Annotated in this window: 20 protein-coding genes, 1 tRNA gene and 2 rRNA genes (1 of these 23 cut by a window edge); 5 read left to right on the plus strand and 18 right to left on the minus strand. The window is 32.9% G+C overall.

Going from position 1 to position 22,739, the window contains the following annotated elements:
- Positions 1–83: 83 nt before the first annotated feature.
- Entirely contained in the window at positions 84–1,148 is a 1,065-nt protein-coding gene (gene aroC, locus KEC37_RS02775) for a chorismate synthase (RefSeq protein WP_223139099.1), read from the plus strand.
- Between the two features lie 10 nt (positions 1,149–1,158).
- Here the strand turns inward: aroC and KEC37_RS02780 are convergent, their stop codons facing one another.
- The 13 genes from KEC37_RS02780 to ndhC form a co-directional block, all read right to left on the minus strand.
- Positions 1,159–2,622, minus strand: coding sequence for an NADH-quinone oxidoreductase subunit N (locus tag KEC37_RS02780; RefSeq protein WP_223139581.1), 1,464 nt, complete (start codon positions 2,620–2,622; stop codon positions 1,159–1,161).
- Between the two features lie 13 nt (positions 2,623–2,635).
- Positions 2,636–4,168: an NADH-quinone oxidoreductase subunit M gene (gene nuoM / locus KEC37_RS02785; RefSeq protein ID WP_223139582.1), complete on the minus strand. Its 1,533-nt coding sequence runs from the start codon at positions 4,166–4,168 to the stop codon at positions 2,636–2,638.
- A 58-nt stretch (positions 4,169–4,226) separates the two neighbouring features.
- On the minus strand, positions 4,227–6,095 hold the full coding sequence (gene nuoL / locus KEC37_RS02790; protein WP_223139809.1) for an NADH-quinone oxidoreductase subunit L: 1,869 nt from the start codon (positions 6,093–6,095) through the stop codon (positions 4,227–4,229).
- The gene (nuoK, locus tag KEC37_RS02795) at positions 6,095–6,406 is read right to left on the minus strand and encodes an NADH-quinone oxidoreductase subunit NuoK (RefSeq protein WP_223139583.1); all 312 of its coding nucleotides are present in this window, start codon (positions 6,404–6,406) and stop codon (positions 6,095–6,097) included. Before nuoK ends, nuoL begins: the two co-directional genes overlap by 1 nt.
- A gap of 26 nt (positions 6,407–6,432) precedes the next feature.
- Positions 6,433–6,954 (minus strand): NADH-quinone oxidoreductase subunit J, encoded by a 522-nt coding sequence (gene nuoJ, locus KEC37_RS02800; RefSeq protein WP_223139584.1) that lies wholly within the window; start codon positions 6,952–6,954, stop codon positions 6,433–6,435.
- 12 nt (positions 6,955–6,966) lie between these two features.
- Positions 6,967–7,464, minus strand: coding sequence for an NADH-quinone oxidoreductase subunit NuoI (nuoI, locus tag KEC37_RS02805; RefSeq protein ID WP_223139810.1), 498 nt, complete (start codon positions 7,462–7,464; stop codon positions 6,967–6,969).
- 64 nt (positions 7,465–7,528) lie between these two features.
- Positions 7,529–8,464 (minus strand): NADH-quinone oxidoreductase subunit NuoH, encoded by a 936-nt coding sequence (nuoH, locus tag KEC37_RS02810; RefSeq protein ID WP_223139585.1) that lies wholly within the window; start codon positions 8,462–8,464, stop codon positions 7,529–7,531.
- Positions 8,461–11,244: an NADH-quinone oxidoreductase subunit NuoG gene (gene nuoG, locus KEC37_RS02815; protein ID WP_223139586.1), complete on the minus strand. Its 2,784-nt coding sequence runs from the start codon at positions 11,242–11,244 to the stop codon at positions 8,461–8,463. The genes nuoH and nuoG overlap by 4 nt, the downstream gene beginning before the upstream one ends.
- Before the next feature lie 34 nt (positions 11,245–11,278).
- A complete protein-coding gene (gene nuoF, locus KEC37_RS02820; protein ID WP_223139587.1) occupies positions 11,279–12,592 on the minus strand; it encodes an NADH-quinone oxidoreductase subunit NuoF in 1,314 nt (437 codons plus the stop codon).
- Positions 12,589–13,107 (minus strand): NADH-quinone oxidoreductase subunit NuoE, encoded by a 519-nt coding sequence (gene nuoE, locus KEC37_RS02825; RefSeq protein ID WP_223139106.1) that lies wholly within the window; start codon positions 13,105–13,107, stop codon positions 12,589–12,591. The genes nuoF and nuoE overlap by 4 nt, the downstream gene beginning before the upstream one ends.
- A gap of 6 nt (positions 13,108–13,113) precedes the next feature.
- A complete protein-coding gene (gene nuoC, locus KEC37_RS02830) occupies positions 13,114–14,916 on the minus strand; it encodes an NADH-quinone oxidoreductase subunit C/D (RefSeq protein WP_223138619.1) in 1,803 nt (600 codons plus the stop codon).
- A 30-nt stretch (positions 14,917–14,946) separates the two neighbouring features.
- Entirely contained in the window at positions 14,947–15,627 is a 681-nt protein-coding gene (locus KEC37_RS02835; protein ID WP_223139588.1) for an NADH-quinone oxidoreductase subunit B, read from the minus strand.
- Positions 15,628–15,662: 35 nt separating this feature from the next.
- A complete protein-coding gene (gene ndhC / locus KEC37_RS02840) occupies positions 15,663–16,094 on the minus strand; it encodes an NADH-quinone oxidoreductase subunit A (protein WP_223139589.1) in 432 nt (143 codons plus the stop codon).
- Positions 16,095–16,288: 194 nt separating this feature from the next.
- On the opposite strand from ndhC, the gene KEC37_RS02845 reads away from it, so the two are divergent.
- Positions 16,289–16,360, plus strand: a tRNA-Gly gene (locus KEC37_RS02845).
- Between the two features lie 19 nt (positions 16,361–16,379).
- Here KEC37_RS02845 and crr read toward each other — a convergent pair.
- The 3 genes from crr to KEC37_RS02860 form a co-directional block, all read right to left on the minus strand.
- Positions 16,380–16,862 carry a PTS glucose transporter subunit IIA gene (gene crr / locus KEC37_RS02850; protein WP_223139590.1) on the minus strand — a complete coding sequence of 161 codons (483 nt, stop codon included), beginning with the start codon at positions 16,860–16,862 and terminating at the stop codon, positions 16,380–16,382.
- 58 nt (positions 16,863–16,920) lie between these two features.
- A complete protein-coding gene (gene ptsI, locus KEC37_RS02855) occupies positions 16,921–18,633 on the minus strand; it encodes a phosphoenolpyruvate-protein phosphotransferase PtsI (RefSeq protein ID WP_223139591.1) in 1,713 nt (570 codons plus the stop codon).
- 80 nt (positions 18,634–18,713) lie between these two features.
- Positions 18,714–18,974, minus strand: a complete 261-nt coding sequence (locus KEC37_RS02860; RefSeq protein ID WP_223139592.1) for an HPr family phosphocarrier protein — start codon at positions 18,972–18,974, stop codon at positions 18,714–18,716.
- A 489-nt stretch (positions 18,975–19,463) separates the two neighbouring features.
- On the opposite strand from KEC37_RS02860, the gene nadA reads away from it, so the two are divergent.
- The 3 genes from nadA (at position 19,464) to rpoH (ending at position 22,182) form a co-directional block, all read left to right on the plus strand.
- Positions 19,464–20,468 carry a quinolinate synthase NadA gene (gene nadA, locus KEC37_RS02865; protein ID WP_223139593.1) on the plus strand — a complete coding sequence of 335 codons (1,005 nt, stop codon included), beginning with the start codon at positions 19,464–19,466 and terminating at the stop codon, positions 20,466–20,468.
- 67 nt (positions 20,469–20,535) lie between these two features.
- Entirely contained in the window at positions 20,536–21,249 is a 714-nt protein-coding gene (gene gpmA / locus KEC37_RS02870; protein ID WP_223139594.1) for a 2,3-diphosphoglycerate-dependent phosphoglycerate mutase, read from the plus strand.
- A 78-nt stretch (positions 21,250–21,327) separates the two neighbouring features.
- Positions 21,328–22,182: an RNA polymerase sigma factor RpoH gene (gene rpoH, locus KEC37_RS02875; protein WP_223139595.1), complete on the plus strand. Its 855-nt coding sequence runs from the start codon at positions 21,328–21,330 to the stop codon at positions 22,180–22,182.
- Between the two features lies 1 nt (position 22,183).
- On the opposite strand, the gene rrf is transcribed toward rpoH, so the two are convergent.
- Both rrf and KEC37_RS02885 read right to left on the minus strand, forming a co-directional pair.
- Positions 22,184–22,300: ribosomal RNA gene (gene rrf / locus KEC37_RS02880) — 5S ribosomal RNA — on the minus strand.
- A gap of 36 nt (positions 22,301–22,336) precedes the next feature.
- Positions 22,337–22,739: ribosomal RNA gene (locus KEC37_RS02885) — 23S ribosomal RNA — on the minus strand; it runs 2,524 nt beyond the window's last position.

The following is a 22,739-nucleotide window of genomic DNA, read 5'->3' on the forward strand; positions in this document are numbered from 1 at the left end:
TAGCAATATTCCCTGTTTACTCATTGTTTACTCATTTTCTCTAAATTTCTTCTAAAAATTTTTTCTTGATAAGGAATAGTATTATGGCTGGTAATAGTATTGGACAAGTTTTTCGTGTTACGACTTTCGGTGAATCTCATGGTCCCGCATTAGGGGGGGTGGTTGATGGAGTACCTCCTGGAATGAATTTAAACGAACAAGATTTACAAATTGAGCTTAATAGACGACGTCCAGGGTTTTCTCTATATACGACTCAAAGACGGGAACCAGATCAAGTACGTATTTTATCTGGGGTATTTGAAGGTGTCAGTACGGGGACGAGTATAGGATTACTGATAGAGAATACTGATCAACGTTCACAAGATTATAGTGAGATAAAAAATTTATATCGACCCAATCATGCTGATTATAGTTATGAAAAAAAATATGGGATACGTGATTATCGGGGTGGAGGGCGTGCCTCTGCTAGAGAAACCGCAATGCGCGTAGCTGCAGGTGCTATTGCTAAAAAATATTTATTTTCTCATAGTAATATAAAAATACAGGGATTTTTATCACAAATTGGTCCTATTCGATGTGAATTAAAAGATTGGGATCAAATAGAAAAAAATCCCTTTTTTTGTCCCGATCCCTCTCAATTAGAATTAATCGATCAACTGATTAGAAAATTGAAAAAATCGGGTGATTCTATTGGGGCTAAAGTGACAGTTCTAGCTGAAAATGTTCCTGCTGGATTAGGAGAACCGGTCTTTGATCGTCTAGATGCGGATTTAGCACACGCATTAATGAGTATCAATGCGGTAAAAGGGGTGGAAATCGGAGATGGGTTCACCGTAGTTAGTAAATACGGAAGTGAAAACAGGGATGAAATTACATCATCCGGTTTTCAGAGTAATCACTCTGGTGGTATTCTAGGTGGTATTAGTAGTGGACAAACAATAATCATTCATTTGGCATTAAAACCTACTTCTAGTATTGCTATTCCTGGAAGGACTCTCTCAAAAGAGGGGGAAAATGTCGAAATCGTTACTAGAGGAAGACATGATCCTTGTGTTGGTATTCGAGCTATACCCATTGCCGAGGCAATGACTGCCATCATATTGATGGATCATCTTTTAAGACAACGTGCGCAATGTGGAAAAGAATGATAAAATTGTTTTAAATAATTCCATGAATAAAATCAATAAGAGATTGAGGATAACATCCAAATATAATAATGAAGAATGCACAAAGAATTACAGTAAATCCATTTATAGTATATGATGGAAGAGTAATGATGTTGTTCTTTCCTAATTGGGTGTTATCTCTTAAATATAATATTATAATGAGGCGTAAATAGTATAGTAAACTAATCAAACTACCAACTATTAAACTTCCTACTAACCACCATAATCCAGCATGAATACCTATTATAATAGTATATACTTTACCTATAAAACCTAATGTCATTGGAATACCAGATAAAGATAATAACATTACCGTTAATAAGATGGTAACCCTAGGATACTTCCAAAATAATCCTTTATATGTATCAATTCTATCCTTTTCTTTCATAGGCAATTCTAGGAGTAAAATTAATATACTAAATATACCTACATTGGAAAAAATATAACTAATTACATAAATGCTAATCGCTTCAAATGCTAATGTATCTAATTTAGGTATCTTCATAGCCGCAATTAGTCCGATTAATAAATAACCAAAATGTGCAATAGAAGAGTAACCTAATAAACGTTTAATATTTGTTTGCTTGAACGCCATTATATTCCCTATAATGATGGAAATAAACGTGATGATAGATAACAATAATCGAAGCATTTCTATTTCATATAAGGATGAATATAGAAAAAAACGGAATAATCCTATAAAAATAGCAATTTTACTAGCAATAGAGAGAAACGTTAAGGCCGGAGTAGAAGTACACTGGTAAACATCAGGGGTCCAAAAATGAAAAGGTACCCATGATAACTTAAAACCGACACATACCATCATTAATCCTACTCCAATCAAGAGTAATGGACTATGTAGTACTATTACCTCTCTACTAATACCCGAAAAAGACAGATGACCGGTATCTAGATATATTAATGCTATGCCGAATAACATAAAAGAAGAAGAGACTACAGAGAGTAATGTATACTTAATACTGGCTTCTAGAGATCGATCTTTTTGAGGATGATATCCAATTAAACCAAATAGAGGTAACGATAGTAGTTCTATCCCAATAAATAACGATACTAAGTGATTCGCATTAACTAAAAATACACCACCTAGCGTCGCTATTAGTATTAATAGATAAAATTCCTCCGATTGTCTTATACCAGAATGCTTTATCCAGGTATAAGCTTGTATACAGCTAGTAATAGCAACTGTAATAATAAACAAAGTATATAATATGGAAATATTATCAATACGTATTAATGGTGTTATATCTATGATTTTTTTGACATGATATAAAACAAACCATGCTAATAATAAAGCTATACTCAGACCACTGATACTAGTTATGACTACGCAGGAAGTATAGCGTTTCCATGCTATATGCAATAGTAAAAGAACAATGGTTAATCCAATAATCAATAACGGTAAAAATGCTATCAAGTTTTGATATGATATTAACATGTATGTAAAGTTATCACTCTATATGTAGTGTTTGCGAAAGGTAAGCATGGATATGCTGTGTTGATACAAAAGCAATCCTAATAATATATTGAGGAAAGATTCCAATAAATATAAGTAATATTATAATGGACATGGTAAGGAACCATTCCATTGAGCTTGAGGAGGTCTTTTTCAAAGAAAAAGTCTTCCTAGGTTGACCATAGTATATACGCTGTATCATCACAAGTGAATAAATCGATGCTAATATTAATCCTAAGGTGGATAAAACAGCAATGAAGGGATTCGATGCAAAACTACCAAATAATATCATTATTTCACCCACAAAATTACCGGTACAAGGGATCCCTAGTGTCGCTGTAGCGAAAAATAATGAGCATGCAGGTATATGCCTACTACTCCATCCTAATTGATTCCATAACCCTCCCATACGTTTCATATCTCGAGTATATACTCGGTCATATAATTGCCCATATATAATACATAGACCGGCCATAGAAAGACTATGCGCAATCATATATACTATTGCGCCTTGATATGCGATTTGATTACCACTATATAGCGCAATGAGTATAAAGCCCATATGGGATAAAGTTGTATAAGCTAAAAAACGTTTTATATTGGTTTGTGAAAAAGCTATACAAGCTCCATAAAAAATACACACCACTCCAATCCACATAGCAATTGGTGCAAATTGATGTGAAGCATGAGGAAAAAGAGGAAGAACAAAACGTAAAATACCATAAGCAGCCGTTTTGGGCAACAGACCAACTAAATCGATCGAACCGGTCATAGAAGTCTGACTATGCGCATCTGACAGCCAACTATGAAAAGGAACGATAGGTAATTTTATTGCAAAAGACAAAAAAAAGAATAACATAATAAAAAATTCAATATGCAGAGGCATATTCATACCTAATAGATCTACATAATTAAAACTTAAAACACCATGAGAATGGTAATAAATAAAAGATAAAGTTAGAATTGCTACCAACATTAACAAACCACTAATTTTGGCATAAATAACAAATTTATTGGCTATTATAACGCGTATATTTTCAGGTGAAAGCGGATATCCCCATATTGTTATCAACAAGTACATAGGGAACAATATTAATTCCCAAAAAAAGAATAAACAGAACAAGTCTATAGATAAAAATACGCCAATTACACTTCCTAACACCAATAGCAAATTACAATAAAAAAAACCCGGACTTCTATCAACTTCATACCATGAACAAAGTACAGATAATATTCCAATAATATCAACCAATAGTATCATTAACCATGATAATCCATCTAAAGCCAAATGTAAACTTATCCCTAAATGTGGGATCCAATGTAAGATATACTCTATTGGCCAATTAGGGAAACTATAATTCCCCATTATAGCTTCATGATAATACTTCCATATAAATAAGGTAAGAATTAAAAGTAATCCTGTAACGAATAAAGCAATCCAGCGTGGGATATTAGAACCAACACGCTCACTCTTACAACATATGATACTACCGAAAAAAGGCAGAAGTATGAGATAGAGTAATAACATAAAATTTATCCACCAAATAGCTCGTTATAAACAACTATCAAAATAGGATTATCCAATTTTATACTCCAATAAAGAGTAAGTATGCCGTTATTATTACTAATCCTACCAGCATCATTATAAAATGAACACTTATTCGAATAATTTCACTCTTAATTAGATAATGTTCTAAGAAATTAATCAAGTATAATAAGGATGGTATTGGTTTAGTTAGGGGATCGTTTGATAATAAACGCGTAATACGTAAATACGTTTTTATAAATATGGCATGATATAATCTATCTAAACCCCATCCTTGAATCCAAAAAGATAAAATAAATCCTCCCCATCTACTCTGCGATATATAAGAGACTATTCGATAGGGTCCTCCTAGCCATAATTTATAAGCTAAAAAGATACCCAGTAGTGATATTATACTAGAAATAACCTCAATCCCTCTCTTTTGAGAGACAGGTAACCAATGACACTTAGGAAATATTTCTTCCATAGAAGGAAGTATCCATACTCCTATAATAGTAGAAAATAATAATAATACTATCAGCGGAATATCATGTTGAATTCTATTAGAAGAATAGGAAGGACTAATCTTTTCTTCTCCATGAAATACTAAAAAAATTAAACGAAATATATATATAGCGGTCAAAAAAGCACCTAATAAACCACATACTAGGAATATAGTTTTTCCATCTGCTACGGTAGCAAGTAAAATTCTTTCCTTAGAATAAAAACCCGACGTACAAATTGGAAAAGCCGCAAGTGAGGCTCCTCCTATTAAAAAGGAGAGATAGATTAAAGGCATTGAATTTCTTAACCCACCCATTCTAAAAATATTTTTCTCATAATTACAAGCAAGAATCACAGAACCAGCAGAAAGAAATAACAACGCTTTAAAAAAAGCATGAATTATTACATGTATAATAGCGGATTCCCAAGCTTTCACCCCAATAGCTAAAAACATATAACCAATCTGACTCATTGTCGAATACGCCAATATACGTTTAATGTCTTTTTGCACTACTGCTGAGAAGCTGGATAATAATAACGTTATCGCACCTATTATACCAATACAATACAGGACATTCGGTGTCAATAAAAATAAAAAGTAAGTACGAACAATTAAGTATACCCCAGCAGTAACCATAGTAGCTGAATGTATGAGTGCCGATATCGGAGTAGGACCAACCATTGCATCTATTAACCAAGTATGTAAAGGAATCTGTGCCGATTTAGCTATTGCTCCTCCTAATAGAAAAAAAGTAGCATATTGAAGAAGAATCAATGAGGAAGAATCCTCCATATTGTTCGATAGAGCATGCATTTCATTAAAATTTAAGGTTCCAAACTGTTGATAAAGGAAAAAAATTGCACAAATAATGAGCACATCTCCAATACGAGTAGTAACAAACGCTTTGGTTGCGGCTATACTGTTTTTTAAATCATGGAAATAAAAACCTATAAGGAGATAACTGCATAGGCCAACGATCTCCCAACCGATATACATAAATACTAAATTATCGGCTAATAACAAAACAATCATACTGGCTATAAATAAATTAGTATATGCAAAAAAACGAGCGTAGCCTCTGTCTCCACGCATATACCATGAAGCATAGAGATGAATTAGAAATCCAATTCCTGTTACTAAACATAATAAACTGACAGATAATATATCCAGATGAAGAGCCATAGTAATACTGAAATCTTCTATAGATATCCACTGCCATAAAATTTGACTAAACTGATATGAAGTATGTTGTATATACTCGTTATAAAAATTACATGTAACTAAACAAGTAATAATCGCTGATAAACTTATACTACCTACTCCTATTATTGTAGTCAATCTATCAGACCACCATGTTACTCTTGAACATGTTAGTAGAATAAAACCAATTAAAGGAAATAATATTGTTAGATACAGTAGCGATATCATACTTTCTTCTCAAGTTCACTAAAGATACTATCTATATTCAACGTTTTTTTATAGCGATACATTAACAATAATAAAGCTAAACCGATACTGGTCTCCGATGCGGTTAAGGTCATAATTATCATGAATATGATTTGTCCATCTAATTGATGCCAGTAATTTCCAGCTATAACAAATGCTAAAGCCGCAGAGTTCATCATGATTTCTATTCCTAGCAGGATAAACAATAGATTTTTTCTAAAAATTACTCCTGCAAGACCGATAAAAAATAAAATTGCAGATAAGCCCAAAGCATGTGAAATTGGAATCATTTACTACTATCCCTCTTATTATTACACTATTTTTTAGGATGATAATTGCGTCCAAAATGAAAAGCTACAATCATTCCACTTAGCAATAGAATGGAAGCGAGTTCTATTACAAAGAAATAGGGACCAAATAATTTGATAGAGATATTCTTTATTTCTATCCATTGATGTTCAATATAACTACTAGAATGGATAGTGGTGAATTGAGAAATAGAGTAACATAACATTATAATTATAGAAACTAATAGGAGAATTGGAATCATTTTAGAGAGTCTATTGACTAATGCGGAGAAGATTATTCTCTTATCTTTTTTATTCGTGGGAATCATCATATTCACAAAAATAAAGAGTACCATAATGGTACCAGCATAAATGATGATTTCTAAAAAACCTGCAAAATAGGCCCCAAAAAGGAATAATATACATGCTATAGCAATAAAAGAAATAATTAAATATAACAAAGCATATACTGGTTGAGTGTGAGTGATGGCTCTTAACGTTGTTATAATCGCTATCAAACTAGCAATATAAAAAAATATGATTTCTATCATAATGTTTTTCCATCAGGGTAAGAGGTCTCTTACATCAACAGGATGAGAATCGGCGGTATTGCTCTCATTGTCTTTGCTTGAAGGAGTATGTCTTCCCTTTACTTTATAAAAATTGTAGTCAGTATATTTACCTGGACCAGAAATTAATAAATCTTCTTTCTCATAGATTAAATCTTTTCTTTTAAATTCAGACATTTCAAAATCTGGGGTTAACTGTATTGCGGTAGTTGGACAAGCTTCTTCACATAATCCGCAAAATATACATCGGGAAAAATTAATGCGGAAAGATTCGGGATACCAACGTCCATCCTCTTTTTCCGATTTTTGCAAAGAGATACAACCTACTGGACAAACAACAGCACATAAACCACAGGCAACACAACGCTCATTCCCATCTGGATCTCGGGTTAATATAATTCTTCCGCGATAGCGAGGGCTAAGATTCACGGATTCCTCTGGATATAACAATGTTTCTCTTTTGCTAAAAGCTTGTTTGCCAATTATCCACATACTACGTAATATTGTAGCAGAGGCAATCAATAATTTTCTTAATATCCTCACCACTTATAAATCCTTATAATAATATTACGATTGCAGTTATCATCAAATTAAGTAGTGTTAAAGGTAAGCAAATTTTCCATCCAAATTCCATGACATGATCATAACGAGGACGAGGAAGAGAGGCTCGTATCAAAATAAAGAGTATTACGAATAAGGCAATTTTTATTATAAACCAAAATATAGGTGGGAGCCATGGACCTTGCCAACCTCCTAAAAAAAGCGTGACTATCAAAGCAGATAGGGTGATTATTCCAATATATTCCCCAATAAAAAATAACCCAAATTTCATTCCAGAGTATTCAATATGATAACCATCCGCTAACTCTTGTTCAGACTCTGGTTGATCAAAAGGATGACGATGGCATACAGCAATACCGGCTAAAAAGAACGTGATAAATCCCAAAAATTGAGGAATAATATTCCAAATATCCTTTTGAGCAATAATAATATCTCTTAAAGAAAATGATCCTGATTGCGCTACCACGCCCATTATGGATAAACCTATAAAAACTTCATAACTTAGTGTTTGAGCTGCAGCACGCATAGCACCGAGTAATGCATATTTATTATTACTTGACCATCCAGCCAATAATACTGAGTATACAGAAAGTCCTGCCATCATCAAGAAAAATAATACACCAATATGTAGATCAATAATTATCCAATGAGGGGTAATGGGTATAGTGGCAAATATAATTAAAAAAGATAAAAAAGAAATAGTCGGTGATATAATAAATATTACACGTTCAGAAAATGGAGGAATCCAATCTTCTTTAAAGAAAATCTTGATCATATCCGCTATCGGTTGCATTAAACCTTGCCATCCTACGCGATTCGGTCCGTAACGATTTTGAAATAGACCAAGTAAGCGCCTCTCTATAAAACTCATATATGCTCCACATATAAGTAATATAAAAAGAGTCACAATAGATTTACTTATGGTATTCATTGAATAGCTACCACATTCTTAATTGGTTTGTAACAGATATCTTTAATATAAAGATATCTTCCTGATAGGATAGGAGAGAGACCCGGGAACCCAAGGGGTAATCCAACTTGTCCGGTGCTTAAATTTGTACTAATACGAACTGGTAATGTATGAATTTCTTTTCCTCCCCAATGAAAAGTCATCCATGTTTCATTACTGGGATCAGTTTTACATCCCAATTTCATTACATCAATTTCATTCATTATTAAGTACGGTTTTGGCATAATATTTTTAATGACTGGAGAATTTTGTGAAGTTTCCTCGCTCCCAAATAAACACAAGTATGGGACAATATACCAAGAATTCTTATGATCCCGTATTGATTGAGAGGCATGAAAAGACGCAGGAATATTACTAAACCAATCTAATACATCATTTTTTGAATCCAATAGACGAATACCTGGATCCCCATATCGTAGGTGTCCTCCTACCTCATCTTGAAATTTATTCCAAGATTGGGGAGAATTCCATCCTGGAGCCCATGCAAAGGCAACATATTGTTGTGGAGCATAAGGAGAATGATTCCCTTCCATAGAAAAATTAAACATAGAATCCTCATCTTGAGGAAAAGGAGTTTCATGTATATCATTCCGATGTGTCGCAGTACGACCACTATAACAATAAGGCGCCCTAGATAGTTTTTTTCCATGTATACGAAATGTTTCATTCGGGGCGACTTTTTTAATATCCGCGAGATGAGGGAGATGTAAAGCTATATCATCAATAATCTTATCCAGTTTAATGCTTGAATATTCTTCGCTTTTATATAAGAGCGAATATAACCAACGCCAGCTCTCTAAACGAATTAATTGATTATTATAATAATTTGGTTTATATGCCTGAAAAAATCTTTGAGCACGGCCTTCATTATTAATAACAGTACCACTACTTTCTGCAGAGTTAGCTGCAGATAATATTAAATCGGCTCTATCTTGAATATTCGTTTTCTGATGATCAATGACTATGAGAGTCTTTACTTTTTCAATAGCTAAATCAATACGATCTTTTAACGCATGGCGATACAGATCATTTTCTAAGATAATCAAGGTATCTACTTTTCCCTTCTCAATTTCATTGAGAGCCTCTTCAATACTATTTCCTCCAATTAATGCTAATCCCATGCTATTAACATTAGAGAGTGTAAAACTAATACCAACATGCTTACCTTGTATTCGTAATGCGCGAGCAATATTTGCCGCGGCGGCAATAATTGCAGTACTTCCCATACTGCTACCAGAAATAATTAGTGGTTTTCTCGCATGAGATAAGGCTTGCGATATAACGGAAATTTTATCATTCATCATCCTATCGAATCCCTGAACCAAAGGGGAACTATGATCTAATAGATGCGCAATTGCAAAACCTAGACGAGCTTGATCATCGATAGGAGCATAATAACTCCAAGTAGCAATATCATCTAAACTTGTTTGATCTATATGAGTAATAAATAGAGGATATTTGGTATGGTTTCCCACATTCATAGCAGCAACAGTATGCCATTCCGCAATAGCATGAGACGAAGCGATTTCTAAAGATTTGCGTTTAATAGCCTGTCTTACTGCTAAAGCCATACGTGCTCCTGTCTGTGTAATATCTTCCCCCAATATTAAGATGCTATCATAACTTTCTATTTCTCGGAGAGAAGGAGTATACATTCCTCCTTTTTGCAGAATATTCAGTATTAATAACATTTGCTCATGTTCATTCTTAGAAATACCTGTATAAAAATTTTCTACACCCACCAGTTGACGTAATGCAAAATTACTTTCCATACTAGCTCTCGGAGAACCAATCCCAATAATATTCTTGGATTGACGCAATATATTTTTCGCTTGTTCTATTGCTTTATCCACAGTTAGAGTGAGATATTCTCCTTCTTCTTTTTTTCTTTGTATAGGTTTATTCGGTCTGTCTGTATTATTCATATAACCATAACCAAATCGACCTAAGTCACATAAGAAATAATGATTGACTTCACCATTATAACGATTGTCAATACGTTTTAATTCTCCACCACGCTCGCATAAAATGATATTACACCCTACACTACATTGCTGACAAATACTAGGAGAAAATTTCATATCCCATTTACGATTATATCTTTTTGAAGCCGTCTTATCTGTAAAGACTCCAGTAGGACAAATTTCAATCAGATTACCAGAAAATTCATTTTCTAATTTGCCATCATTTAAACGACCAAAGTATATCTTATTATGAACACCATATACTCCAAAATCTTTTCCATCAGCATAGTCTTTATAATAGCGTACGCACCTATAACATGTAATACATCTATTCATTTCATGATTAATAAATGGACCTAAATTTTGATTACGATAAATTCGTTTAGGAAAACGGTAGCGACGTGAGCTATGACCTATCATCACGGTCATATCTTGTAAGTGACAATGCCCCCCTTCTTCACATACTGGACAATCATGAGGATGATTGGTCATCATCAATTCTATAATATTTTTTCTAAATTGTTTTATTTCCTCATTATTAATATAAATAGAAAGTCCATGAATCGCCGATGACATACAAGCCATCACTATTTTACCAGAATCATCATGAATATTTTGATGTTGTTTAATCGCACATTGTCTACAAGATCCAATACTCCCCAATACAGGATGCCAACAGAAATAGGGTAGATCCAAACCAAGTGATAAACATATTTTTAGCAAATTATCCGACTCATTTACTTCATACTTTTTACCATCTATATAGATGAGGGCCATAATTCTGATATCCAAATTAAGATGTATAAATTAATTATATACTTTGCTTTTCCGTCTTAATAATAGTAATACCGGATTCAAATTCAGAGCGAAAGTATTTGATTGCACTTTGTAAAGGTTCTATCGCTCCTGGAGCATGAGCACAAAATGTTGCAGAGGGATTGCCAATGATATCACATAGTTCTTCTAATAATTCTATATCTCCTGATTTTCCCATTTTTTTTTCTAATTCACGTAATATTTTAACAATCCATGGTAATCCATCTCTACACGGAGTACACCATCCACAAGATTCACGCGAGAAAAACTCTTCTATATTACATGTCAATGAAACCATATTGATTTTATTATCTACTGCAATGGCTAAAGCAGTCCCTAATCTACTACCCGCTTGTGTAATATTTTTAAAATCCATGGGATAATCCAAATGATCTTTTAGTAAAAAATCTGTACTTACACCTCCAGGTTGCCAAGCCTTTAGAGTCAAACCATCTTGCATATTACCCGCATAATCTTCTAAAATTTCGCGAGCCGTAATCCCAAATGGCAATTCCCATAGACCTGGATTGTTTACTCTACCAGAGAAACCCATAAGCTTCGTACCAGTATCCTCACTTTTTCCTGCCGTAATATTTCTATACCAATAAACTCCATGTTCAATAATAGCCGGAATATTACACAATGTTTCCACATTATTAATGCAAGTCGGTTTTCCCCATATCCCTACTTGACCAGGAAAAGGAGGTTTTGCACGTGGATTAGCTCTTTTTCCTTCTAAAGCGTTCATTAGTGCCGTTTCTTCTCCACATATATAACGGCCCGCTCCCGTATGAAGAAATAACTCAAAATTAAAACCACTTTTTAAAATATTTTTTCCTAAAAATCCATATTTCATTGCTTCGTTTATTGCTTGCTTAAGACATTTATATGCTTGTATATACTCACCACGTAGAAAAATATATCCTCGATAAGCTTGTATAGCAAAAGCAGAAATTAAGATTCCCTCTATGAGAAGATGCGGAATACGTTCCATTAAAAAACGGTCCTTATAAGTACCAGGTTCCATTTCATCGGCATTACATACTAAATATTTAATGGATGTAGATTGATTTTGTTGTATTAATTGCCATTTAACACCGGTAGGAAATCCAGCCCCTCCTCTACCTTTCAGTCCTGATTCCTTTATGATCGAAATAATCTCTTCGGGTTTAAACTGTTGGAGTGCTTTCTTTGCAGAAACATAACCATTCTTTTTTTGATATTCCTTTATCCATAAAGTCTGACTATTATCTTGTAATCGCCAAGTTAATGGATGAGTTTCTGGATTGATAGTATTGATTATTTTCATTTATTTTTTTTATATTTTTCTAATAAAAGAGCAATATCTTGAATTTTCACATTGGTATAAGTTTTATTATCAATCATCATAACCGGGGATTTATCACAGTTACCTAGACAACAAGTAGGAAGTAACGTAAATAAACCATCTTTCGTAGTTTGCCCAGATTGTATATCTAACATTTTTTCCAATAACTGTTTATTACATTGATAACCAGTAATATAACATACTACGCTATCACAGTAACGAATAATATGACTTCCAACGGGTTTTCTGAAAATTTGACTATAGAACGTAGCAATTTCTTCTAAATCGCTACTAGGTATATCTAAAAGCATTGCTATTGCTATAATCGCATTATCAGAAATCCATCCTCTATATTTTTGTACAATCTTTAATGCTTCTATGGCAACAGCTCGTACATCTTCATAATGAGCTTTTTCTTGTTCAATAGCATCACGTTCTGCTTGACTTAATTTGAAAACAGATTCGAATGAATTTTTATCTACTTGATTATTGTACATAAATCATTATCTATCTACATCTGACATAACAAAATCTATACTACCAAGGTATGCAATTAAATCGGATATTAAACTCCCTCTAATCACAGAAGGAATTTGTTGTAAATGAGGAAAACTTGGGGTCCTAATACGGGTTCGATAACTTATCGCACTGCCATCACTTATTAAATAATAACTATTTATTCCTTTACTCGCTTCAATCATATGAAAAGACTCATTTGGAGGCATAATCGTTCCCCATGAAACCTGTAAAAAATGGGTAATTAATGTTTCAATATGCTGTAATGTTTTTTCCTTCATAGGAGGAGTAGTCAGAGGATGGCTCGCCTTAAATGGACCGTAAGGCATATAATTTATACACTGTTCTAAAATACGCATACTTTGATAGATTTCTTCCACTTTAAGCATAACTCGACTATAACAATCACTGATTCCACTTCCTATAGGAACTTCCCAATCAAAATTTTCATATCCTGAATATGGTCTTTGTTTACGTACATCAAAATTAATACCCGTTGCACGTAATGCCGCACCTGTAATTCCCCATTCTAGAGCAGATTTGGCATCATAAGCAGCGATACCTTCTACTCTGCTACGAAGTATACTATTTTTCAGTGCGGATTTTACATAAATATATAATCTTTTTTGTAACCAATTCAGACATTCACGTAATAACGTATCCCAACCAGAGGGTAAATCATTAGCTATACCACCAATGCGAAACCAAGCTGGATGCATACGAAATCCAGTAATAGCTTCTATTACATTATAGATTTTTTGTCTATCCGTAAATAATAAAAAAATGGGAGTCATTCCACCTAAATCTTGAATATAAGTCCCAATATATAATAAATGACTATTAATACGAAATAACTCAGATAACATAACACGGATGATATTGACTCGATCTGGTACAACTATTCCAGCTAGTTTTTCTATAGCACAAATATAAGGCATCTCATTGATACATCCTCCCAAATAGTCGATGCGATCTGTATAGGGAATATAACTATGCCAAGACTTATTTTCAGCTATTTTTTCAGCTCCACGGTGGTGGTATCCTATATCAGGGACACAATCAATGATTTCTTCCCCATCCAGCTGTAAAACAATACGGAAAACACCATGTACAGAAGGATGATTAGGACCTAAGTTCAGAAACATAAAATCGTTATGTTCGTTTTGATATTGCATTCCCCATTCTTCGGGATGGAACGTCATACTTTCCATAGCTATATCCTCTTTTTGTTTTGTGAGGATAAATGAATCGAATTCTGTTGCACGAGCAGGATAGTCCTTACGAAGTGGATGACCTTTCCAATATCGTGGCATTAAAATACGATGTAAATAAGGATGATTATCAAAAACGATTCCGAACATTTCCCAAACTTCTCTTTCGTACCAATTCGCATTAGGAAAAAGATTGACAATGGTTGGTACATGAAGGATATTTTCTTTGAGAAAAACTTTAATAATGATATCTTGATTTCTTTCTATGGAGAGTAGATGATAAAAAACCGTAAAATCTGTGTCAGGCAATCCATCACGATGAATACGTAATCTTTCATCTATTCCATGTAGGTCATATAACATATTATATGGTTTAGAAACATTTTTTAAGAATTTTATTACATCCAGTATTTTTTTTCGATCTATCCAAATTACAGGACAACCAATTTTTGTATTTTGTATGAAAAAATTAACATTGACAAAATGAGATTGCAGTTCCTTGATTATAGACTCCTCTTCTGGAGTCTCCTGTAAAACAGTGGAGAACAAAGGAGAATCTTGTCGCCTCACCTTTTCCATAGTAAGTTATCCTTATTACATCCATTTTTTTTATATCTCTTCTGTTGTCTTTTTTTTCTGATGTATATTAGATACAGCGATACGTTTTTGACGTTTACGTTCTCGTTCTGATTGCATATTAGCACGATATATACCTTGTTCACCTATTATCCAAGATAGTGGTCTTCTTTCTTTGGCAATGGATTCTTTTAATAATAAAAGTGCCTGAATATATGCTTCAGGACGCGGAGGACATCCTGGAATATATATATCTACAGGAATAAACTTATCTACTCCTTGCACTACGGAATAAACATCATACATTCCACCTGAATTCGCACATGATCCCATTGAAATCACCCATTTGGGTTCAAGGATTTGATCGTATAATCTTTGAATAATGGGCGCCATTTTAAGAAATGGTGTGCCAGCTATAACCATAAAATCTGCTTGTCTTGGAGAAGAACGAATAACTTCTGAACCAAAACGTGCTATATCATGTACTGCTGTAAAGGAAGTTGTCATCTCAACATAACAACAAGATAGACCAAAATTATATGGCCATAGTGAATTACTTCTTCCCCAATTGACGATTTTATGTAAAGCACGTTCTAACTTATCTAGATATATCCCATGATGAGACGATTGTTTTAATGGATCTTTTACCGTCTTTTCTTTTTTTAAAGGATAACGTTTACTATTACTATCGATATGGATGAGAGTATAGTCCATCTGATTCCCTTTTTATTATCTATATTCTTTCTCTCCTAATTTTTTTCTCTTCGAGTAGAATGAATAATAGAATGATTATTCGTTGATTTCCAGTCCAAACCACCTAATCGTACTAAATATATTAAGCTAATGAATAAAACAATAATGAAAATTGCCGATTCTAATAATCCTATCCATCCTATATCACGGATAGCAACCGCCCAAACATAAAGATAGACAGATTCTACTTCAAAAATTACAAAAAACATTGCTATTAAATAAAATTTAATAGCTAATCGAAAACTCTTCCTTTCTACAGGATTAACTCCGGATTCAAATGGCAAATTTTTTGATTTTGTTTCCGCGGATTTTCCTCCTAGAATCAAACTCATTAATAGCATGAATATGCATAATATAATTGCACTAATAATAAAAACTGCAAATCCCCAATAATGCAAATACATATTTTCATCAAGAGTGATTGGCATCTTTTTTTTCGCTTTTTCTCTTTAATTCTCAGATAGACAATTCAATTATAATCGTATATTTTTTATTTAGTAAATAAAATTTTTTTATAGATTGATATTTGATTAGTATTATTAAATTAATTGATATTAATTTTAAATATTTTATTGATTTCAATATTATGTTCTGTAAAATAAAAAAATTATTTATTATTTTTGCGGGAATAGCTCAGTGGTAGAGCACAACCTTGCCAAGGTTGGGGTCGCGAGTTCAAATCTCGTTTCCCGCTCATTTTATTACTTTCTTCATTAAATTTTTATACTCATTATAGTATCTTTTCCACCGACTACATATCCAGCAAACTTAACTATTTCTTTAATTTTATCCATATTAGCAATAACTATCGGAGTGATTATGGATGGGGCTCGCTTTTCTAATAGAGAAAAATTAAAAGAAATAATAGGATCGCCTTGATTAACATTCTGATTTTCTTTGGCAATACGAGTAAATCCTTCACCTTTGAGTTGTACTGTATCAATGCCAAAGTGAATAATCATTTCAATTCCATCGTCAGAATTAATAGAAAATGCATGATTAGTTTCAAAAATTTTAATAATGTTCCCTTTAATTGGAGCCATTATTATATTCTGGTTGGCATCTGGTCTAATGGCAATACCATCGCCTATTATTTTTTCTGCAAAGACTTGATCAGGAACATCTTCAATATTTATAAGAAATCCTGAAAAAGGAGCAATAATTTCTATATTTTTATCATATTTTAACAAATTCATTAGTCTTCCTTTTTGTTATCTATCTCGTATATGACTATAAAAATACTGATTTTAACAATCAGCATCCCTCCTGTTGAATTACATTTAATATATCTGAAATAGTAGGTTGTACAAGTGCTTTTTCTGCTAAATATTTTACCTCTTTATAATTAGCGCTACGTATAATTTTTTTTATGCGTGGTATAGCAATAGGACTCATACTGAATTCATCTAATCCCATACCTAGTAACAATAATGTAGCACGTTCATCTCCCGCTAATTCACCACACATTCCAGTCCATTTTCCTTCTGCATGAGAAGCATCAATGACTTTTTTTATTAAATTTAATACTGCAGGAGACATAGGATTATAAAGATGAGAAATGAGTTCATTACCTCTGTCTACAGCTAGTGTATATTGAGTCAAATCATTAGATCCAATACTAAAAAAATCCACTTCTTTAGCCAGATGATGAGCAATTAGGGCCGCTGCAGGAGTTTCTATCATTACACCTACTTCAATATTCTCATCAAAAGATTTTTTTTCTTCATGAAGTTGTTTCTTAAGTAAATTTAGTTCTGATTTTAATGTACGGACTTCTTCTACTAGAATAATCATAGGATACATAATACGTAATTTACCAAAAGATGACGCTCTTAAAATAGCTCTGAGTTGAGAGTGCAACATATCTTTTCGATCTAATCCTATACGAATAGCTCTCCATCCAAGAAATGGATTACTTTCCTTAGGTAAATTCATATAAGGTAATATTTTATCGCCACCGATATCCATCGTGCGTATAATAATAGAGTGAGTAGGCATAGATTCTGCAACAGCTTTATATATTTCAAATTGTTCTTCTTCACTAGGTAAAGAATCTCTATCCATGAATAAGAACTCGGTACGATATAAACCTACTCCTTCTGCTCCACTATATTTTACTCCATCTATTTCACTGAAGTTTCCTATATTAGCACATATTTTAACTTGATGATTATCTAAAGTAATAGCGGGGAGTGTTTTGATAATATCTAATTCTTTTTCCTCTAAAGCATATTGATTTTTCAATAATCGTAATTTTTCCGTTTTTATCGAATCTGGATTAATATAAATACAATTACTCACTGCATCCAGAATCAAATTATCCCCATTATTAATAATTTTTGTAGCATTCATGACCCCCACTATGGCAGGTATACCTGCAGAACGTGCCATTATTGATGTATGTGAGGTTTTACCACCTTTTTCTGTAATAAAACCTAATATGGTCTCTATATTCATCTGTGCAGTTTGTGATGTTGTTAGTTCTTCAGCTACTATAATACTTGGTTGTTCAACTAGACTCAAATCTACCAAAGGAATATCTAGAATGTTGTATAATAATCGATCTCCTATATCCCTTATATCCGCGGCTCTTTCTTTTAAATATTTATCATTTAATGATTCTAAGGTCTGAGCTTGTTTTTCAATGACAGAGTGAACAGCAGTATCTACACTAAAGAGTTCTTCTTTGATTAAAGTTAATATTTCTTTTTCAAAGGCTTCATCTTCAAGAAGCAAAATATGGCCTTCTAGAATTGCTGCTTTTTCTGAACCGAAATTGTTTGTTACTTTATTTATAAGTATTGCTAATTGTTTAGAGGTTTTATCACGATTACGGAAAAAAGAATCGACTTCTTTTGGAATTTGATTCGCAGTAATTTTTTTCTCATTAATGAGAATTTTGCTTACTTTAACTAGTAAGGCTTGACCAAAAACGATACCAGGGGATGCTACAATTCCTGAAATCATAAGAATATTACCTTAATTAATTGAATGATAGGAAGTGAGATAGATATAGAAGAGGTAGATATAAAATATCATATTTAAATTTATTTAAGATTATCTATTAACTGAGTTAGATATTCTACCGCTTCTTTTTCATCTTCTCCTTCAGCAGTAATAGTCATTATACTACCATAAGTTAATCCAAGAGTCTGTAATTTAAATAAACTCTTTGCATCAACACATTTGTTATTTGCAGAGGTAATAGTAATATTTGAGCGAAATTTTTTAGCTGCTTTAACAAATTCTGCAGTAGGACGAAGATGTAAACCATGTGGAGCTATCAGTTTAACTTTTTTTTCATACATTTATTATTTTTTCCTAAAATTTTATTGTTACTAAATTTATTCATGTAAATGATAGAAGAATACTTTTTTTAAAGTACAAAATGATATTCTTTTTTTTATTTATTTTTTAAATCGATATTTAAACTATATTATAGTAAGATTAGTTTTTATTATTTCTCTCTAAAATCATTATTTATGATAGTATAAAGTAAACATTATAAATAATATTTTATTATAAATTATTTTAATAACTTTATAAAGTTAGTATAGAGTTTTTAATAATGGTAAAATTATTAATATTTATTCATATGATTTTATACTAAAAGTATTTTTTATTTTTATAGTATGTAATATGAAATAATATAAGATATAATTAATATATAAAGATACTAAAGATACTACTTTATAATATATATAATTAATATGGATAATTAATATATATGGTATATAGTAATGAATTTTAATATATTTATACATACATAACGAATATATAATTATTACATTGATCTTATGATATTACAGTCAAAATTTGATTCAAAAGAAAAAATAAAGTTAATACAATCCATTAGTGAATTATTAAAAAAAAATAATGCAGTAGTAGTTGCTCACTATTATACCGACCCTGACATTCAATTACTTGCAGATTTAACAGGTGGATGTGTAGCGGATTCTCTAGAAATGGCTTGTTTTTCTCAAAAACATTCAGCTCAAACTTTATTAGTAGCAGGTGTACGTTTTATGGGAGAAACAGCTAAAATTCTTAATCCTGAAAAAAAAGTATTAATGCCTAATCTTCAAGCAGAATGTTCATTAGATATTGGTTGTCCAGCCGAAAAATTTAATGCTTTTTGTCAAGCACATTCAGATCGTACCGTAGTAGTATATGCCAATACCTCTGCTGCTGTTAAAGCAAGAGCGGATTGGGTTGTAACCTCTAGTATTGCAGTAGATCTTATCGATTACTTAGATAGACTCGGAGAAAAAATAATTTGGGCTCCTGATCGTCATCTTGGATATTATGTACAAAAAAAAACGGGAGCAGATATGATTTGTTGGCAAAGTGCATGTATAGTTCATGAAGAGTTTAAAACTCAAGCTTTGGTACAAATTAAACAATTACATCCTGATGCCGCCGTTTTAGTCCATCCGGAATCACCTCAGACTGTTGTGGACTTAGCCGATGTTGTTGGATCTACTAGTCAATTAATTACGGCTGCAAAAAATTTGCCTCATCAGAAGATGATTGTTGCAACTGATCGAGGAATTTTTTATAAGATGCAAAAAGCTTGCCCCAATAAAATATTTTTGGAAGCTCCTACTACAGGAGAAGGAGCGACATGTAAAAGTTGTGCTCATTGTCCTTGGATGGCCATGAATACACTAGAAGATATATTCACCTGTTTAGATATAGGTGGAGAAAAATATGAAATAAAAATAGAAGAAAACATACGTAAAAAAGCTTTTGTTCCATTAAATCGGATGCTTTCTTATGTAAAGAAATTTAAATGCAAATAAACATTAACTAATTTTGTTATATTGTATAAAAATTTTATAGAAATCTAATTTATATAGGAATTCTTCAATGTGTATTACTAAAATGGTATTAGTACGTCATGGTGAAAGTAAGTGGAACCAGATGAATCGTTTTACCGGTTGGACGGATATTGATCTTTCAGAAAATGGTATAATTGATATACAGAAAACAGGAATGTTACTTAAAGAGGCAGGGTTTATATTCGATTTTGCCTATACTTCCTTATTAAAACGTGCTATTCATAGTATATGGAATATACTTGATCAGTTAGATCAAGTATGGGTTCCATTAGAAAAATCTTGGAGATTAAATGAACGTCATTATGGTGCATTACAGGGTATGAATAAGGATGAGATAGCAAAAAAATATGGAATGGAACAAGTCCATAGATGGAGAAGAAGTTTTTATGCTGTTCCTCCTAAATTAGATATAAATGATAAACGCGCCCCAAGATTTGATCTTCGTTATGCCAAATTAGATGTAAATCAATTACCTCTGGCTGAAAGTTTAGAAATGACCATTCACCGTGTACTACCTTACTGGAAAGAAGTGATTTTTCCTCATATCAGAAGAAAAGAAAATGTGATTATATCTGCACATGGTAATTCTATTCGCGCTATTGTTCAAATAATAGAAGAATTAAATGAAGAGGAAATTTCTGAATTAAATATACCTAATAGTATCCCTTTAGTATATGATTTTAAATATGATCCTAATACGAATACAACATTACCTATTAGAAAATATTACTTAAAAAAATAAATGAAACATTGAAAAGAGTCTTTTCTATTATTTTTTTCCTCAATCACTTCAATAATCACTATTAAGAGGCACTGATCGATGTTTAAAGACACACAACAAGCCCTAGTTACTCAAGGTGGTAGTTTAGAATCTTATATAAGATCGGCTAATTCTTATCCGATGTTAACGGAGGAAGAAGAAAAATCTTTATCCCAAAATCTTTACTATCATGGTGATATAGAAGCGGCAAAACAGTTAATTCTTTCTCATTTACGTTTTGTTATCCATATTGCACGTAGTTATTCTGGATATGGTATTCCTCAAGCTGATCTTATTCAAGAAGGGAATATAGGTTTAATGAAAGCAGTGAGAAGATTTAATCCAGCAATAGGAGTACGTTTAGTCTCCTTTGCTGTTCATTGGATTAAGTCGGAAATTCATGAATATGTATTACGTAACTGGAGAATTGTCAAAGTTGCTACAACTAAAGCACAACGTAAGCTATTTTTTAATCTACGTAAAGCCAAACAACGATTAGGTTGGTTTAATCAAGATGAAATAGATGCCGTAGCTAAAGAGTTAGGCGTTTCTAGCAAAGATGTTCGTGAAATGGAATTTCGTATGGCGGCTCAAGATATGCATTTTGATCCTATGCCTTCTGAAGAAGAGAATAAAGAGGGGACTCTTTATCTTCAAGATAAATGTTCTCAATTTGAAGAAGGGGATTATGACCTATATAAAGATTGGGATATGACACAATTAAATCATCTTTTATCTTGTCTAGATAAACGTAGCAAACAAATTATAGTTGCTCGTTGGTTAAATGAGCAAGAAAATAGAGTCACATTGCAAGAATTAGCTGATAAATATAATGTTTCGGCTGAAAGAATACGTCAATTAGAGAAAAATGCAATGAAAAAGATGCGATCAATAATAGAAAAAATAAATAAATAGTGCCTGGTAATCTCCTACTCTCACATGGGGAAACCCCACACTACCATCGGCGCTACGGCGTTTCACTTCTGAGTTCGGTATGGATTACAGGTGGTTCCACCGCGCTATTATCACCAGACACTAAAAAAATAAGTCAAAATAAGTTAGGTGTTGTGAGGTTAAGCCTCACGGGCTATTAGTATCGATTAGCTAAACGTCTCACAACGCTTACACATTCGACCTATCAACGTCATAGTCTTTAACGGCCCTTTAGGAGGCATTTAAAGCCTCAGGGAAAATTTATCTTGAGGTAAGCTTCCCACTTAGATGCTTTCAGCGGTTATCTCTTCTGTACATAGCTACCGGGCAATGCCATTGGCATGACAACCCGAACACCAGCGGTACATCCACTCCGGTCCTCTCGTACTAGGAGTAGCTCCTCTCAATTTTCCAACGCCCACGGCAGATAGGGACCGAACTGTCTCACGACGTTCTAAACCCAGCTCGCGTACCACTTTAAATGGCGAACAGCCATACCCTTGGGACCTGCTTCAGCCCCAGGATGTGATGAGCCGACA

The sequence above is a fragment of the Candidatus Schneideria nysicola genome, assembly GCF_019923565.1.
In the GTDB taxonomy this organism is placed as follows: domain Bacteria; phylum Pseudomonadota; class Gammaproteobacteria; order Enterobacterales; family Enterobacteriaceae; genus Schneideria; species Schneideria nysicola.

What these genes read in the sequence shown, in the direction of transcription:
- nuoM (WP_223139582.1), bottom strand. Translation starts at nt 4,168, where the DNA reads ATGTTATTACTCTATCTCATACTTCTGCCTTTTTTCGGTAGTATCATA.
- gpmA (WP_223139594.1), top strand. Translation starts at nt 20,536, where the DNA reads ATGTGTATTACTAAAATGGTATTAGTACGTCATGGTGAAAGTAAGTGG.
- nuoI (WP_223139810.1), bottom strand. Translation starts at nt 7,464, where the DNA reads ATGTGGATAATTGGCAAACAAGCTTTTAGCAAAAGAGAAACATTGTTA.
- rpoH (WP_223139595.1), top strand. Translation starts at nt 21,328, where the DNA reads ATGTTTAAAGACACACAACAAGCCCTAGTTACTCAAGGTGGTAGTTTA.
- KEC37_RS02835 (WP_223139588.1), bottom strand. Translation starts at nt 15,627, where the DNA reads ATGGACTATACTCTCATCCATATCGATAGTAATAGTAAACGTTATCCT.
- ptsI (WP_223139591.1), bottom strand. Translation starts at nt 18,633, where the DNA reads ATGATTTCAGGAATTGTAGCATCCCCTGGTATCGTTTTTGGTCAAGCC.
- nuoJ (WP_223139584.1), bottom strand. Translation starts at nt 6,954, where the DNA reads ATGATAGAAATCATATTTTTTTATATTGCTAGTTTGATAGCGATTATA.
- aroC (WP_223139099.1), top strand. Translation starts at nt 84, where the DNA reads ATGGCTGGTAATAGTATTGGACAAGTTTTTCGTGTTACGACTTTCGGT.
- ndhC (WP_223139589.1), bottom strand. Translation starts at nt 16,094, where the DNA reads ATGCCAATCACTCTTGATGAAAATATGTATTTGCATTATTGGGGATTT.
- nuoF (WP_223139587.1), bottom strand. Translation starts at nt 12,592, where the DNA reads ATGAAAATAATCAATACTATCAATCCAGAAACTCATCCATTAACTTGG.
- nuoG (WP_223139586.1), bottom strand. Translation starts at nt 11,244, where the DNA reads ATGGCCCTCATCTATATAGATGGTAAAAAGTATGAAGTAAATGAGTCG.
- crr (WP_223139590.1), bottom strand. Translation starts at nt 16,862, where the DNA reads ATGAATTTGTTAAAATATGATAAAAATATAGAAATTATTGCTCCTTTT.
- nuoK (WP_223139583.1), bottom strand. Translation starts at nt 6,406, where the DNA reads ATGATTCCAATTTCACATGCTTTGGGCTTATCTGCAATTTTATTTTTT.
- nuoH (WP_223139585.1), bottom strand. Translation starts at nt 8,464, where the DNA reads ATGAATACCATAAGTAAATCTATTGTGACTCTTTTTATATTACTTATA.
- nuoE (WP_223139106.1), bottom strand. Translation starts at nt 13,107, where the DNA reads ATGTACAATAATCAAGTAGATAAAAATTCATTCGAATCTGTTTTCAAA.
- nadA (WP_223139593.1), top strand. Translation starts at nt 19,464, where the DNA reads ATGATATTACAGTCAAAATTTGATTCAAAAGAAAAAATAAAGTTAATA.
- KEC37_RS02780 (WP_223139581.1), bottom strand. Translation starts at nt 2,622, where the DNA reads ATGTTAATATCATATCAAAACTTGATAGCATTTTTACCGTTATTGATT.
- KEC37_RS02860 (WP_223139592.1), bottom strand. Translation starts at nt 18,974, where the DNA reads ATGTATGAAAAAAAAGTTAAACTGATAGCTCCACATGGTTTACATCTT.
- nuoC (WP_223138619.1), bottom strand. Translation starts at nt 14,916, where the DNA reads ATGGAAAAGGTGAGGCGACAAGATTCTCCTTTGTTCTCCACTGTTTTA.